Below are 16,698 nucleotides of genomic sequence, written 5' to 3' on the forward strand. Positions count from 1 at the left end.
AAACAAATTTAAGTATGGCTTTTAGAAAAGATACTAAAATAAAAAGTAATTTCTCTAAGATTACTATTGGTTTGGCTTCACCAGAAGAGATTCTTGAAAACTCTTACGGTGAGGTTCTGAAACCAGAAACCATTAACTACCGTACCTATAAGCCTGAACGTGATGGCTTGTTCTGCGAGCGTATATTCGGTCCGGTAAAGGATTACGAATGTCACTGTGGTAAATACAAACGTATTCGATATAAAGGAATTGTCTGCGACCGTTGTGGTGTTGAAGTAACAGAAAAGAAAGTACGCCGTGAACGTAGTGGACATATACAGTTGGTTGTACCGGTTGCTCATATCTGGTACTTCCGTTCATTGCCTAATAAAATCGGTTATCTGCTCGGCTTGCCTACAAAGAAGCTTGATGCAATCATTTATTATGAACGCTATGTCGTTATACAACCGGGTATTAAGGCTGAAGACGGATTGAGCAAGTATGATTTGCTTGAAGAAGGCGAATATCTTGATATCATGGAATCACTTCCTAAGGAAAACCAGTTCCTTGACGATAGTGATCCTAACAAGTTCATCGCTAAGATGGGTGCTGAAGCTATCTACGATCTTCTTGCAGGATTGGATCTTGATGCTCTTTCATACGAGCTTCGTCATAAGGCTAACAATGATTCGTCTCAACAGCGTAAAAATGAGGCTTTGAAACGTTTGCAGGTTGTTGAATCGTTCCGTGCTTCTAAGGGAAGAAACAAACCGGAATGGATGATCATCAAGAACGTACCTGTTATTCCGCCAGAATTGCGTCCGCTTGTTCCATTGGATGGTGGACGTTTCGCAACTTCTGACTTGAATGATTTGTATCGTCGAGTTATTATACGTAATAACCGTCTGAAGAGACTTATTGAAATCAAGGCTCCTGATGTAATCTTACGTAATGAAAAGCGTATGCTTCAGGAAGCTGTTGACTCATTGTTCGATAACTCTCGTAAGGCAAGCGCGGTTAAGACAGACGCTAACCGTCCTTTGAAATCTCTTTCTGATAGCTTGAAAGGTAAGCAGGGACGTTTCCGTCAGAACTTGTTGGGTAAGCGTGTTGACTACTCTGCACGTTCTGTAATTGTCGTTGGTCCTGAATTGAAGATGGGTGAGTGCGGTATTCCTAAGTTGATGGCTGCCGAACTTTACAAACCATTTATCATCAGAAAACTTATTGAAAGAGGTATCGTCAAGACTGTAAAATCAGCGAAGAAGATAGTTGACCGCAAGGAAGCTGTTATTTGGGATATCCTTGAACATGTAATGAAAGGACATCCGGTATTGCTGAACCGTGCGCCGACACTTCACCGTTTGGGTATCCAGGCATTCCAGCCTAAGATGATTGAAGGTAAGGCTATCCAGTTGCATCCATTGGCATGTACTGCGTTCAACGCCGACTTCGACGGTGACCAGATGGCCGTTCACTTGCCTTTGAGCAATGAAGCTATTCTGGAAGCTCAGATGTTGATGTTGCAGTCACACAACATCCTTAACCCAGCAAACGGTGCGCCTATCACTGTGCCTGCACAGGATATGGTTCTTGGTCTTTACTATATCACTAAGTTGCGTAAGGGAGCTAAAGGTGAAGGACTTATATTCTACGGACCTGAAGAAGCTCTTATCGCATACAATGAAGGTAAAGTAGATATTCATGCAATAGTTAGCGTAGTAGCTAATGACTTGGATGAAAATGGAAATATTGTCAAGAAGATGATTAAGGAAACTTCTGTAGGACGTGTAATCGTAAATGAAATCGTTCCTGACGAATGTGGTTACCTTAATACAATCATATCTAAGAAGTCATTGCGTGACATCATCAGCGACGTAATCAAGGCTGTGGGTGTTGCACGTGCTTGTGAATTCCTTGACGGTATCAAGAACCTAGGTTATAAGATGGCATTCGAAGGTGGTCTGTCATTCAACCTTGGTGATATCATCATACCGAAGGAAAAAGAAGAACTGGTAAGACGTGGTAACGAAGAAATTGAACAGATTATGATGAACTATAATATGGGATTCATCACTGACAATGAACGTTACAACCAGGTAATTGATACTTGGACACACGTTAACAGTGACTTGTCTGATATTCTGTACAAGACTATCAAGAACGACGACCAGGGATTCAACTCAGTATTTATGATGCTTGATTCAGGTGCCCGTGGTTCTAAGGAACAGATCCGTCAGTTGTCTGGTATGCGTGGTTTGATGGCTAAACCTCAGAAAGCAGGTGCCGAAGGTGCTCAGATCATTGAAAACCCTATCCTTTCTAACTTTAAGGAAGGTCTTTCCGTGTTGGAGTACTTTATTTCAACTCACGGTGCTCGTAAGGGTCTTGCCGATACTGCGTTGAAGACTGCCGATGCCGGATACTTGACTCGTCGTCTTGTTGACGTATCACACGATGTGATTATCAACGAAGAAGACTGTGGTACATTGCGCGGACTTGTTTGTACAGCATTGAAGAATAACGATGAAGTTATTGCTACACTTTATGAACGTATTTTGGGACGTGTTTCTGTACACGACATTATACATCCTACAACTGGTGAGCTTATTGTTGCTGCCGGTGAGGAAATAACAGAAGCAATAGCCGAAGAAATAGAAAAATCACCTATCGAAAGCGTAGAAATCCGTTCTGTGCTTACTTGTGAGTCTAAGAAGGGCGTTTGTGCTAAATGTTACGGACGTAACCTTGCTTCAAGTAAGATGGTTCAGAAAGGTGAGGCTGTGGGTGTCATCGCTGCACAGTCAATCGGTGAACCGGGTACACAGCTTACTCTTCGTACATTCCACGCCGGAGGTATCGCCGGTAACATGGCTGCTAATGCATCTATCGTTGCCAAGAACCCTGCTCGTCTGGAATTTGAAGAATTGCGTACTGTAGATGCTGTTGAAGAAACAGGCGAACCAGTTAAGATTGTTGTAGGTCGTCTGGCTGAAGTTCGTTTCGTTGATATCAATACAGGTATCATATTGTCAACTCACAACGTACCTTACGGTTCTAAGCTTTATGCAGCAGACGGTGAAATTGTTGAACAGGGTAAACTTATTGCAAAATGGGACCCATTCAACGCTGTAATCGTAACTGAAGTTGGTGGTAAGATAGACTTTGAATCAGTAATCGAGAACGTAACTTATAAGGTTGAATCTGATGAAGCAACCGGTTTGCGTGAAATCATCATTACTGAGTCTAAGGATAAGAACAAGATCCCATCATTGCATATACTTGACGAAAACGGTGGTATCCTGCGTACATACAACTTGCCTGTAGGTGGTCACGTAGTAGTAGAGGATAAGGAAAACGTTAAGGCCGGTGACATTCTTGTTAAGATTCCACGTGCGGTAGGTAAGGCTGGTGATATCACCGGTGGTCTTCCACGTGTAACAGAGTTGTTTGAGGCTCGTAACCCATCTAACCCTGCTGTGGTATCAGAAATTGACGGTGAAATCACAATGGGTAAGATCAAACGTGGTAACCGTGAAATCATCGTGACATCCAAGACAGGTGAAGTACGTAAGTATCTGGTAGCATTGTCTAAGCAGATTCTTGTACAGGAAAACGACTATGTACGTGCCGGTACTCCATTGTCTGATGGTGCTATTACTCCAGCTGATATCCTTGCTATTAAGGGTCCTACAGCTGTACAGGAATATATCGTTAACGAAATCCAGGACGTTTACCGTCTGCAGGGTGTGAAGATCAACGATAAGCACTTCGAAATTATCGTACGTCAGATGATGCGTAAGGTACAGATTGACGAACCGGGTGATACAAGATTCCTTGAACTTCAGGTTGTTGACCGCCAAGAGTTCAATGAAGAAAATGATAGAATCTGGGGTAAGAAAGTTGTAGTAAGTGCGGGAGATTCTCAGAACCTTAAACCAGGTCAGATAGTAACAGCACGTAAGTTGAGAGATGAAAACAGCTTGTTGAAACGTCGTGACCTCAAACTGGTAGAAGTTCGTGATGCTATCCCTGCTACATCAACTCAGATACTTCAGGGTATCACTAGAGCAGCTCTTCAGACTTCAAGCTTCATGTCGGCTGCTTCCTTCCAGGAAACGACTAAGGTGCTTAATGAAGCTGCAATAAACGGTAAGGTTGACCGTCTGGAAGGTATGAAGGAAAATGTGATCTGTGGTCATTTGATCCCTGCAGGTACCGGACAGCGTGAATTCGAAAAGATTGTGGTAGGTTCTAAAGACGAATACGATAGAATCCTTGCTAATAAAAAGAATATATTGGACTATAATGACGTAGAATAATCTATTCTTAATATATAAAAAGAGAGCAGTAACTTAATTGAATAATATTGAGTTACTGCTCTTCTTTTTTTGTTATATCTGATATTTTATCCGAAACAAATTCCCATTCTTCTGCCTTGTTCCACCAGTTCATGATTTTCTGTTACCAAACGTAGTTTCCCTGCAGTTTCATAAAGAGGTATGGATGATATCTTGCTGCCTTGCAATGCCACCATTCTGCCGTATTGCTTATTTGAGATTAATTCTACAGCATGACCTCCCATCAGTGTTGCAAGATTTCTGTCGAATGCCGTAGGGCTTCCACCACGTTGGATATATCCAAGAACAGTTTCCCTAGTTTCGAAACCTGTTTCGTATTCTATTTCCTCGGCTATATATTGCGCGGCTTTTTTACCTTCAGGGGTGTTTATTCCTTCTGCTACTACTACTATTGAGTAAGGTTTGCCTTTTTTTAATCTGTTGATTATGGTATCACCTATCCTGTGAATATCAAATGGAATTTCAGGCATTAATATAATATCTCCGCCACCTGCCATACCTGAATACAGGGCCAACCATCCGGCTTTATGTCCCATGACCTCTATAACCATTACCCTTTGATGTGAACTGGCCGTAGAATGTAGCCTGTCTATCGCGTCGGCGGCAATTGAAACTGCTGAATCAAAGCCAAATGATATGTCTGTACCCCATACATCATTATCAATGGTTTTAGGGATGCTTACTACATTTATACCTACTTCCATTAATTTGGCAGCAGTCTTTTGTGTTCCGTTCCCGCCAATACAGACAAGACAGTCTATGCCATAATCCTTGATGGTATTTATGATCATTGATGGCTTGTCATTGTTGATCGAGGCTGAGGCTTTTTTGAATGGTTTCTCACGTGATGTTCCGAGTATGGTACCACCTAATGTGAGTAAACCTGATATTGAATCTTCTGTAAGACGGTTTACATGTCCGTCCATTAGCCCACGGAACCCGTTGTGAATGCCGTAAACTTCCATTCCATAATGATTTAGTGCACTTTTGCATACACCGCGTATCGTTGCATTTATACCAGGACAATCGCCTCCTGATGTCAGTATTCCTATTTTCATATGGCAAACAATTAATTTATGATGTAAAGTTATTAAAAAAACAAGATTTACTCGATTTTAATAAAAAATAATCCTGCCAAACATATATATAATAATAAAAAACATACCTTTGCAATAATATCAAAAACAGAAAATTGTAATCAATATGAATCCAACCAAATTGATTGACAGAATATTTGAACCACGTAGAAAGCAGATTGAAAAGTATTCGGAACATGCCGAAGAAATACAGGAAAAGGTCTTGAACAGACTAGTAACTTCTGCTTCGTGTACAGAGTGGGGAAAACGTTATAATTACAAGAATATAAAAGATTATTCCGGATTTAATAAACTTCCAATTCAGACTTATGAGGATGTAAAAGAGTATATTGACCGCATGCGCCATGGCGAAAAAGATATATTGTGGCCTGGGCAGGTTAAATGGTATGCGAAATCGTCCGGTACAACTAATGATAAAAGCAAGTTTATTCCTGTCTCAAAAGACGGACTTAAAAACATTCATTACAAAGGAGGCAAAGATGCCGTTGCCTTATATCTCGGTGAGAATCCTGACAGCCATTTCTTCGAAGGTAAGGGACTGATACTAGGTGGAAGTCATGCGCCTAATTATAATCTGAAGGATAGTCTGGTTGGCGATTTGTCTGCTATACTTATACAGAATGTGAGTCCTTTGGTAAATCTTATACGTGTACCAAGCAAGGAGATAGCATTGCTGAGTGAGTTCGAGGAGAAAGTTGAAAGAATTGCTTCTTCTACTGTTAATGAGAATATTACTAATATTTCCGGTGTTCCTTCGTGGATGCTTGCTGTCATAAAAAGAATATTGGAAAAGACAGGAGCAAAAACTTTGGATGAAGTATGGCCAGGATTGGAAGTATTCTTCCATGGTGGAGTATGTTTTACTCCTTATAGGGAACAGTATAAGGGCCTTATAAAATCAGACAAGATGCATTATATGGAGACTTATAATGCAAGCGAAGGCTTTTTCGGGCTTCAGAGTTCTTTGTCGGATCCTTCTATGCTTCTGATGATTGATTATGACGTCTTTTATGAATTTATTCCTTTAGATGAGTTTGAGAATGAAAATCCTACCGTAGTTCCGTTATGGGGAGTAGAAGTAGGCAAAAACTATGCAATGCTTATAAGTACTTCTTGTGGATTGTGGAGATATGTCATAGGTGATACTGTGAAATTTACTCAGAAAAATCCATATAAGTTTGTCATAACAGGACGTACCAAACATTTTATAAATGCTTTTGGAGAGGAATTGATGGTTGATAATGCAGAAAAAGGACTGCAGATAGCTTGTCGTGAAACAGGTGCACAGGTCTTGGAATATTCGGCAGCACCGGTATTTATGGATGCTGAGGCTAAATGCCGTCATCAATGGCTGATTGAATTCAGCTGTATGCCTGATTCTGTTGAACATTTCCGTCATGTGCTTGATAAGGCCCTTCAGAGTATAAATTCTGATTATGAAGCCAAAAGGCATAAAGACATTACATTGCAGGAATTGGAGATTATTGTAGCTCGTCCGGGATTGTTTCATGATTGGCTCAAACAGAAAGGGAAATTAGGCGGTCAGCACAAGATTCCACGTTTAAGTAATAATCGAGAATATATTGAGAGTATGTTAACTCTTAATATGTAAGCAATGTTTGTTTGAATTAATATCATTTACACCATAGTAAAGTTTTACGATGAAATTATCTACACTACATATTTTGCCAATTGCAGTAATAATATTGATGATATATGCATGTGCAAGTACGGGTACTCCGGATGGAGGACCATATGATGAGACTCCTCCAAAATTTGTACGTTCTACTCCCGAACCTAATGCTATAAACAATAAACGGAAGAAAGTATCATTAGAGTTTGATGAGTTCATCAAAATTGAAAATGCTGCAGAAAAGGTAATAATCTCGCCACCACAGGCAGAAATGCCGGAAGTAAAGGCTAGCGGAAAAAGAGTTTTAGTAGAGTTTTTTGACTCTTTAAAAGCAAATACTACCTATACAATAGATTTTGGCGATGCTATTGTAGATAATAATGAGGGAAATCCTATGGGAAATTTCTCTTATGCTTTTTCAACAGGAGAGACAATAGACACAATGGAAGTCTCGGGTACTGTTCTTAACGCTCAGGATTTGGAGCCTATAAAAGGTATCCAGGTTGGATTGCACAAAAATCTGGACGACTCGGCTTTCGTGAAAATACCTTTCGACAGAATTTCGCGTACTGATAGTAGAGGACGATTTTCAATTAAGGGAATAGCTCCTGGAAAGTATAGAATATTTGCATTGAAAGATGGAAACCAGAATTATCTGTTCGATTCGAAAACAGAAATAATTGCATACAATGATTCTGTTATAGTTCCTTCTATGGAAGCTGCTGTAAAGAATGATACTGTATGGAACTCTATTGATACCTTAAAAATTGATACTGTTCTGACGGTGCATTATACTCATTTTATGCCTGATGATATTGTCCTAAGGGCTTTCAAAGAAGTAAATACAATGCAATATCTTGCTAAAAGCGAGAGAGAACAGCTAAACAGATTTTCACTCTATTTCAGCGCCAAGGCAGATACTCTGCCTACAATTACAGGAATTGATTTCGATGCGAAAGATGCCTTTATAATTGAATCTTCTGTTAACAACGATACAATAAGATATTGGATAAAAGATACTGTGCTTTGTGAAAGAGATACATTGACTCTTCAAGTAGATTATCTTTATACTGATACCTTGGGTAAACTTGTGCCGAAATGCGATACATTGATCATGATGAACAAGGTGAACAAGGCTAAACGTATGGCTATGGCAAAAGAAGAAATGGAGAAGAAAGAGAAGGAATTGAAGAAAAAAAGGAAGAAAGGAGATACTATAAATGTGGTTGAAACAAAATTCTTCAACATGAATGTTGATGCTCCTTCTTCAATGGATATAAACAGAAATTTATGCTTGAAATTCGATGAACCGGTATTGAGTATTGATACTTCTGCAATTCATGTTGACGTGAAAGTTGATACCTTATGGGAAAATGAACGTTTCATATTGATGGCAGACAGTGTAGTGCCACGTCAATATTATATACTGAGCGATTGGAAGCCCGGAAACGAATACAGGCTCAGAATAGACTCTACTGCAATAAAGAGTATTTATGGACTTCATACCAACAAGGTGGAAAATACTGTCAAGGTGAAAACTCTTGAGGAGTATGGAACTCTTTATTTGAATATAAGCGGAATAGAAGGTAATGATGCTTATGTGCAGTTGTTGAATTCAAGTGATGCTGTAGTAAGAGAACAGAAAATAAAGAAAAACAATACATGTGACTTTTATTTCCTTCAGCCAAATACGAAATATTACATAAGAATGTATATTGACAGGAATGGCAACGGAAAATGGGATACAGGCGAGTATGATAAAAAAATACAGCCTGAGGAAGTTTATTATTTCCCTAAAGTATGGGAAATGAAAGCAAACTTTGAGTTTGAAGAAAATTGGGATGTTAAGGCTGTGCCTTTGGAAAAACAGAAACTTGATGAGATAAAGAAGCAGAAGCCTGAGGAAGCCAAGAAAATAAAAGATAGAAATAAGGAACGTGCAAAAAAATTAGGACTGACATCATGATAAAACGTATATATATATGCATATTATTGTTCCTGTTTACTGGAATATGTGCTAATGCACAATGTGGCGCTGTAAATGACGCAATCAAGCCCGGTGAAGAACTCTCATATGAACTGAAATTCAACTGGAAGTTTATATGGATAAATGCCGGCTGGGCTAAAATGACAGTTGACACTACCACATATAATGGAATGAAATGTCTTAGGACAGATTTGGAGTCGTTTACAAACAAGAGGATTGATATGTTTTTCAGAATGCGTGATACTCTTACTTGTATTACGTCAGATGAACTTGTGCCGTTATATTTCCGTAAAGGAGCAGCAGAAGGCAAAAGATATAGTGTGGATGATGTAAAGTTCAGTTATAGGAATGGAAAGTGTATAGTAGATCAGTATAGGATAGTAAATGGAAACTTGAGAAAGAACTATCAGGAATCATCCGTTTGCGTTTATGATATGCTCAGCATACTTTTGCAGGCACGTTCTTATGATGCCACAAATTATAATATCGGTGATAAAATCCTGTTCTCTATGGCTACAGGAAAAGATGTAGATAAACAGACTCTTATCTACAGAGGAAAGGATGTTTATAAGGCAGAAGACGGATGTAAATATCGTTGCCTTGTATTTTCGCTTGTGGAATATGTAAAAGGAGAAGAAAAGGAAGTTATTACATTCTATGTGACAGACGACCGGAATCATTTGCCTGTGCGTCTGGATATGTATCTGAACTTCGGATCTGCCAAGGCATTCCTGACAAAGATAAAAGGTAATAAGTATCCGTTGGATTCTTTGGTGGAATGACGATTTTGGCATAACTGGTTTCAATAACCTAATAATTAAAATCCATATATTATGATTAACAAATTGAAGAAAGAGCTTTCAGGAATATACAAAGTATTGATTTTGGTATGTGTATTGCCTTTTCTTGTAAGTGCATACTGTATTGGCTCTGATAATAGAGAAGGGCAAACTGAGGATGATAGATATACATGTGTTGATGTTCCGAGATATACTGTATTTTGTGGAGATACAATAGATTTGACAAGATATGACAGGCATGAACGTATGGATAGGGAATTGTTGGCATTCTCGTTTATGCACAGCACATCTATCCAGACTATTAAAAGAGCGAACAGATATTTCCCTGTGATTGTCCCTATCCTTAAGGAAAAGGGAATACCTGAAGATTTCAAGTATCTTATGGCAATAGAAAGTGCTTGCAACCCGCTGGCACGTTCAGGTGCAGGTGCAGCCGGATTATGGCAGTTTATGCCTGCTACCGGAAAGGAATATGGGCTGGAGGTTAACTCTCATGTAGATGAAAGATACCATGTGGAGAAAGCTACTTATGCCGCATGTGAATATCTGAAGGAAGCTTATAATAGATTTGGCGATTGGGTAAGTGTTGCAGCTTCTTATAATGCAGGACAAGAAAGAATTTCACAGCAACAGGAGAAGCAATATACAGATGAAACCTTGGATCTTTATCTCGTGGAAGAAACCGCCAGATATATATATAGGATTTTTGCGGTTAAAATGTTGTTTGAAAATCCTACCGATTTCGGTTTTTACTTGAGATCATCTGATTTATATCCGCAAATTCATTATAGAACTGTAAAAGTGTCTGAAACTATAACAGATTTGGCACGTTTTGCAAAAAGTCAGGGAACGACTTATGCGCTTTTGAAAAATCTGAACCCTTGGCTCAGAAGTACATCTCTTCCATGCAAGAACGGAAAAGAGTATGAAATAAAGCTTCCGGACAAAAACAATATGAATTATAATCCGGATTTTACAATGCCATACAGCAGGAATTGGGTGATTGATAAATAAGTCGCTGTATGGTAATTATCTAATATCTGAAAACATAATATCATAAATAAAATAACCATGAGAAACTTTTTATTATTAGGCACAATGTGTGTATGTGCATTATCTGTGTCTGCCCAGTCATTTAAGGAGTGGCAGAATCCGGAGGTAAATGCCATTAATCGTGCTCCTATGCATACAAGTTTTTTTGCTTATGAGAACCTTGAAACAGCAAATAAAGGAGTAAAAGAAGAATCTGATAATTTCATGACGCTTAACGGTAAGTGGAAATTCCTGTGGGTTGAAAGTGCGGATAAAAGACCTAATGACTTTTTCCGTGTAGGATATGATGATAACGGATGGGATGATTTCCGTATTCCGGCAGTCTGGGAGCTTAACGGATATGGTGATCCTATTTATGTCAATATAGGTTATGCTTGGCGAAACCAGTATAAAAATAATCCTCCTTACGTTCCTGTTGAAAAGAATCATGTGGGTTCCTACCGTAAGGAAATTGTTGTTCCTGCCAATTGGAAAGGAAAAGACATAATAGCTCATTTCGGTTCTGTTACATCAAATATGTATTTATGGGTGAACGGAAAGTTTGTGGGTTATAGTGAAGACAGTAAACTGGAAGCCGAATTCGATATCACTAAATACCTTGTTCCCGGCAAGAAAAACCTTATAGCATTCCAAGTGTTCAGATGGTGTGACGGTACTTACCTGGAGGATCAGGATTTCTTCAGATATAGCGGTGTGTCACGTGATTGCTATTTATACACACGCAATCGTAATCGTATAGACGATATTCGTGTTACTCCGTCATTGGACGATGAATATAAGAATGGAATTCTTGATGTGGAATTAAGCCTTAAAGGTAACAATAACGTTAGTCTGGAACTTCTTGACGCTGACAACAATGTTGTACAGGCGAAGGAAGTAAAGGGCTCTGGAACAGTTAAAGCAGAGTTTAATGTTGAAAATCCTAGTAAATGGACAGCAGAAACTCCATATTTATATACACTTCGTGCGAGCCTGGTTAATGGAGGTAAAATTACAGAAATTGTTCCGTTGAAAGTCGGTTTCAGAAGAATCGAGATAAAGAATGCCCAGGTTCTTGTAAACGGACAGCCTGTTTTATTCAAAGGCGCCAACCGTCATGAAATGGATCCTGACGGTGGATACGTGGTATCACGCGAACGTATGTTGCAGGATATTCAGATAATGAAAAAGTTCAATATAAATGCAGTTAGAACATGCCATTATCCGGATGATCCATATTGGTATGAGCTTTGTGACAAGTATGGTATTTATATGGTTGCTGAGGCTAATATTGAATCACATGGAATGGGATATGGAGAAACTACGTTGGCGAAAGTTGATTTCTATAAAAAAGCACATATAGAGAGAAACATGCGCAATGTACAACGTAATTTTAATCATCCTAGTATCATATTCTGGTCTTTAGGAAACGAAGCCGGATATGGATCTAATTTTGAGACTGCATATCATTGGGTGAAGAATGAAGATAATAGCCGTCCGGTACAATATGAACGTGCCGGATATTCCGGATTGACCGATATCTTCTGTCCAATGTATTATGGTTACGACGCTTGCGAGAAATATTCTGAGGATGACAGCAAAAACAAACCTCTTATTCAGTGTGAGTATGCTCATGCTATGGGTAATTCAGAAGGAGGTTTCAAGGAATATTGGGATCTGATACGTAAATATCCGAAATATCAGGGAGGCTTTATTTGGGATTTTGTAGATCAGTCATGCCGTTGGACCGGTAAGAATGGAGAAATGATATATGCTTACGGTGGTGATTTCAACCGTTTTGATGCCAGTGACAATAATTTCTGTGATAATGGATTGATTAGTCCTGATCGTATTCCTAATCCACACATGTATGAAGTAGGATATTTCTATCAGAACATATGGACAACCCCTGGTGATATTGCTAACGGAGAAATAAAGATATACAATGAGAATTTCTTCAGAGACCTTTCCGCTTACCGCATGCAATGGGAGGTAATAAACAATGGTAAATCTGTTCGTACCGGAATCGTTGAAAATCTTGATGTAGCACCACGTCAGACGGTATCATATAAAATAGATTTTGGTAAGCTTGATGAATCGGGTGAGTGGCTTCTGAACGTGAAATATATACAGAAGACAAGTGAAAATCTTGTTCCTGCAGGACATGTAGTTGCAAAGAATCAGATAGTATTGAAAGGTTATGATGCTTCGGATATGAAATTCGAGAATATAGCAGAGAAGAATATTCCTGTTATAGCGCCTGTAGCTAATGATGAAAATGTTAATTGTCTTGAAGTCAGTGGCGAAACATTCAATATTCAGTTCAATAAGCAAAACGGATTTATGGACAGTTATTGTGTCAATGGTACACAAATGATAAACGAAGATGCTCAGCTGACTCCGAATTTCTGGCGTGCTCCTACTGACAATGATTATGGTGCAGGTTTGCAGAATAAGTATGCAGTATGGAAAAATCCTGAGATTAAACTTGTTTCCATGAAACACGAATCGGTGAATGATATGATTGTAGTATCTGCAGAATATGATATCGCAAGTGTTTCAGCCAAGTTATATCTCACTTATACCATAAACAATCAAGGTGCTGTGAAAGTAACACAGAAGATGGTTGCTGACAAATCGGAAAAAGTATCTGATATGTTCCGTTTCGGAATGCAGATGCCAATGCCCGAATCGTTTGAGAATATTGTATATTATGGTCGTGGCCCTGTTGAGAATTATATAGATAGAAATCACAGTACAGATATAGGTATTTATTCTCAGACAGTCACTGAGCAGTTCTATCCATATATCCGTCCTCAGGAAAATGGAACCAAGACAGATATACGTTGGTGGAAGCTGTTTAATGAAGAGGGTAAGGGATTAATGTTTGTTGCCGAGAAACCATTCTCTGCGTCTGCTTTACATTATACAATGGAGTCTCTTGATGATGGCAGTGAAAAGAATCAACGCCATTCTAATGAGGTCGTTCCGTCGAAGCTCACAAACTTGTTGATTGATAAAGTACAGCAAGGTTTGGCTTGTGTTGACAGTTGGGGAGCAATTCCGCGTCCTGAATATAGAATCCCATATGATGATTATGAATTTACATTCATAATGACTCCTATATCCAGTATGGTGATTATGAAATAATGGTTAAAGCTGTCTCAAAATCCGGTTGATGATTTTGGGACAGTTTTTTTATATTATCGTATGTTTATATATACCTTACTATAGGATTATTATAGATTTTGGGTATTATGCATTGAAAAAACGAAAGAAGTTTTGAAATAAGCAACTAATAAACTATATTTGATGTCGGTTTATATTAATCATTTAAATTTAACAAAATAAAATATAAGGATGGTTGCTATTACAAAGTAACATAAATGGTGTACCATGTTAATCACAATAAATTAATATATGTTTTTACTTTAATGCAGACTTAAAAGAATATTTGGCTTTTCATGAATTTGTATTTGAGTTTAAACATTGGACTTATAAACTGATATATAAAATATTTAATTCATTCACATATGTATAAATTTGATTATTTGATAGTTGGAAGTGGCTTGTTCGGTGCTACTTTTGCTTACAGAGCAAAGCAAGCAAACAAGAAATGTTTGGTTATAGATAAACGTAATCATATTGGTGGTAATATATATTGTGAGAATAAACATGGAATAAATGTTCATAAATATGGTGCACATATATTTCATACATCAAATAAAAAAGTATGGGATTTTGTAAACAGCATTGTTGAATTTAACAGATATACTAATTCACCGGTAGCAAATTATAAAGGAAAGTTGTTCAATTTGCCTTTTAATATGAATACTTTCTATCAAATGTGGGGAGTAATTACGCCAGCCGAAGCTCTTGATAAAATAAACAGCCAGAGACAGGAAATGTTGGAGAAGATTTCATTATCTGAAACAAAAGAACCTGCAAATCTGGAAGAACAGGCAATATCTCTGATAGGTGTTGATATTTACGAGAAACTTATTAAAGGCTATACAGAAAAACAATGGGGAAGAAAATGTACTGAACTTCCATCTTTTATTATCAAGAGACTTCCGGTTAGATTCGTTTATGACAATAATTATTTTAGTGATAAATATCAGGGTATTCCAATCGGCGGATATAATAAACTGATAGAAGGCTTGCTGAAAGATATTGAAGTCATAACTGATACCGATTTCTTTGAGAACAGAGAATACTGGGAACAAATGGCTGAAAAGATAGTATTCACAGGTAAAATAGATGAATTCTACGATTATAAGTTTGGAAAGCTTGAATATAGAACAGTCTATTTTGAAGAGGAAGAGTTGGATTGCTCAAATTATCAGGGAAATGCTGTTGTCAATTACACTGATATAGACGTTCCTTATACAAGAGTAATAGAACATAAACATTTTGAGATGTTTGGAGATGAGGTTGATAAGTGTAAAAAAACGGTTATCTCTAAAGAATACTCTATTGAATGGAATGAAAATCTTGAACCATATTATCCTATAAACAATCCTAAGAATAACGAATTATATCAGCAGTATAAATTGCTGGCAGATAAAGAAACAAGGGTAATTTTTGGCGGAAGATTGGCTGAATATAAATATTACGATATGGCTCCAATCATAGAAAAAGTTCTTAATATGGATATATTTTGAAAATTATAAGGGTGGGTAAATATTAGTTGTGCCCGTAAAGCAGTAAATATAAATTATCTGCATTTTATATATTGATATTTTGTAACATTTTAATATGATTTAAATATATGAAGTTATTATCATTAGTTGTTCCAACGTATAATATGGAGAAATATATAGCAAGATGTCTGGATACAGTAACAGATGCTATAGTTCCATCTACTTTGGAGGTAATCGTTGTCAATGACGGAAGCAAGGACAAATCGCTTGAAATCATCCGTAGTTATGAAAAGAAGCGTCCGGATATAATTACGGTAATTGATAAGGCAAATGGTCATTATGGCTCTTGCATAAATGCTGCACTTGCAATAGCTAAAGGTAAATATTTCAGAATGCTTGACGCCGATGACTGGTTCGATACAAAAGCTCTTGTAGAACTGTTAAGAAGATTGGAAACATGTGATACCGATTTGTTTGTTACATTAAGAACAGAGTACAGAGTAAAGAAGAATGGTAGTGTAGATATAAAGAAATTTCCTTTCAACACGGTTGAATATAATAAAGTCTATCAAATGCAGGAATTCGAAATAGAGCCTCATGTAGTTGGTAGAGAATTCAATATGCATAGTATGGCATACAAAACCGAAATCTTGAGAAAGGTTGGATTAAAGCATATAGAAGGTATATGTTATACTGATATCCAGTACTGTTTTCTTCCTATAGACAGGATAAAGGACTTTATTGTATTTGATTTGTATTTGTACTATTATTTTATTGGACGTGATGATCAGTCAACAAGCGCTGTTTCTTTGTTAAGAAACTATCAACACGTAGTTAAGGTAATAAGCTTTGTGCTTGACTATATGGATAAGTCATATAGTAATAATAGTGAGATTACAGTATCAAATCAGAGATATTTTCTATCGGAGATTTATAATATGTTCATTAATAGTCTTAGGTGGCATAAACCGCTTACTGATGATGAATATTCTGTAGTTGAAAATATTATAGTCAGAGCTGAGAAGTATAAGGCGGAAAGTAAAATCATGAGTAAGTTCTATTTTAAACTATATAAAATAGTTAAAAGTAGAATAGTCTTGAATATGATTATCTTTTTATATCAAAACGTTCATTACCAAAAGAAAAGACGTTTTAAAGTTTAATAT

9 protein-coding genes are annotated in these 16,698 nt (G+C 37.6%); 8 read left to right on the forward strand and 1 reads right to left on the reverse strand.

Going from position 1 to position 16,698, the window contains the following annotated elements; translation table 11 throughout:
* The first annotated feature begins 14 nt into the window (after positions 1-14).
* A complete protein-coding gene (gene rpoC, locus H6A61_RS02425) occupies positions 15-4,301 on the forward strand; it encodes a DNA-directed RNA polymerase subunit beta' (protein ID WP_204390635.1) in 4,287 nt (1,428 codons plus the stop codon).
* A gap of 86 nt (positions 4,302-4,387) precedes the next feature.
* Here the strand turns inward: rpoC and H6A61_RS02430 are convergent, their stop codons facing one another.
* A complete protein-coding gene (locus H6A61_RS02430) occupies positions 4,388-5,398 on the reverse strand; it encodes an ATP-dependent 6-phosphofructokinase (RefSeq protein ID WP_154043749.1) in 1,011 nt (336 codons plus the stop codon).
* A gap of 145 nt (positions 5,399-5,543) precedes the next feature.
* On the opposite strand from H6A61_RS02430, the gene H6A61_RS02435 reads away from it, so the two are divergent.
* The 7 genes from H6A61_RS02435 (at position 5,544) to H6A61_RS02465 (ending at position 16,695) form a co-directional block, all read left to right on the forward strand.
* Positions 5,544-7,049, forward strand: a complete 1,506-nt coding sequence (locus H6A61_RS02435) for a GH3 auxin-responsive promoter family protein (protein ID WP_204390637.1) — start codon at positions 5,544-5,546, stop codon at positions 7,047-7,049.
* A gap of 49 nt (positions 7,050-7,098) precedes the next feature.
* Complete coding sequence (locus H6A61_RS02440; RefSeq protein WP_204390640.1) at positions 7,099-9,036, forward strand: Ig-like domain-containing domain; 1,938 nt, start codon at positions 7,099-7,101, stop codon at positions 9,034-9,036.
* The gene (locus H6A61_RS02445; RefSeq protein WP_204390642.1) at positions 9,033-9,839 is read left to right on the forward strand and encodes a DUF3108 domain-containing protein; all 807 of its coding nucleotides are present in this window, start codon (positions 9,033-9,035) and stop codon (positions 9,837-9,839) included. Before H6A61_RS02440 ends, H6A61_RS02445 begins: the two co-directional genes overlap by 4 nt.
* Positions 9,840-9,890: 51 nt before the next feature.
* Complete coding sequence (locus H6A61_RS02450; RefSeq protein ID WP_204390644.1) at positions 9,891-10,871, forward strand: lytic transglycosylase domain-containing protein; 981 nt, start codon at positions 9,891-9,893, stop codon at positions 10,869-10,871.
* A gap of 57 nt (positions 10,872-10,928) precedes the next feature.
* Positions 10,929-14,039, forward strand: a complete 3,111-nt coding sequence (locus H6A61_RS02455) for a glycoside hydrolase family 2 TIM barrel-domain containing protein (RefSeq protein ID WP_204390646.1) — start codon at positions 10,929-10,931, stop codon at positions 14,037-14,039.
* A 383-nt stretch (positions 14,040-14,422) separates the two neighbouring features.
* Entirely contained in the window at positions 14,423-15,553 is a 1,131-nt protein-coding gene (gene glf / locus H6A61_RS02460) for a UDP-galactopyranose mutase (protein WP_204390648.1), read from the forward strand.
* 107 nt (positions 15,554-15,660) lie between these two features.
* A complete protein-coding gene (locus H6A61_RS02465) occupies positions 15,661-16,695 on the forward strand; it encodes a glycosyltransferase family 2 protein (protein WP_204390650.1) in 1,035 nt (344 codons plus the stop codon).
* Positions 16,696-16,698: the final 3 nt, after the last annotated feature.

The organism is Bacteroides caecigallinarum (genome assembly GCF_016901995.1).
Taxonomy (GTDB): domain Bacteria; phylum Bacteroidota; class Bacteroidia; order Bacteroidales; family Bacteroidaceae; genus Phocaeicola; species Phocaeicola cellulolyticus.

What these genes read in the sequence shown, in the direction of transcription:
- rpoC (WP_204390635.1), top strand. Translation starts at nt 15, where the DNA reads ATGGCTTTTAGAAAAGATACTAAAATAAAAAGTAATTTCTCTAAGATT.
- H6A61_RS02430 (WP_154043749.1), bottom strand. Translation starts at nt 5,398, where the DNA reads ATGAAAATAGGAATACTGACATCAGGAGGCGATTGTCCTGGTATAAAT.
- H6A61_RS02435 (WP_204390637.1), top strand. Translation starts at nt 5,544, where the DNA reads ATGAATCCAACCAAATTGATTGACAGAATATTTGAACCACGTAGAAAG.
- H6A61_RS02440 (WP_204390640.1), top strand. Translation starts at nt 7,099, where the DNA reads ATGAAATTATCTACACTACATATTTTGCCAATTGCAGTAATAATATTG.
- H6A61_RS02445 (WP_204390642.1), top strand. Translation starts at nt 9,033, where the DNA reads ATGATAAAACGTATATATATATGCATATTATTGTTCCTGTTTACTGGA.
- H6A61_RS02450 (WP_204390644.1), top strand. Translation starts at nt 9,891, where the DNA reads ATGATTAACAAATTGAAGAAAGAGCTTTCAGGAATATACAAAGTATTG.
- H6A61_RS02455 (WP_204390646.1), top strand. Translation starts at nt 10,929, where the DNA reads ATGAGAAACTTTTTATTATTAGGCACAATGTGTGTATGTGCATTATCT.
- glf (WP_204390648.1), top strand. Translation starts at nt 14,423, where the DNA reads ATGTATAAATTTGATTATTTGATAGTTGGAAGTGGCTTGTTCGGTGCT.
- H6A61_RS02465 (WP_204390650.1), top strand. Translation starts at nt 15,661, where the DNA reads ATGAAGTTATTATCATTAGTTGTTCCAACGTATAATATGGAGAAATAT.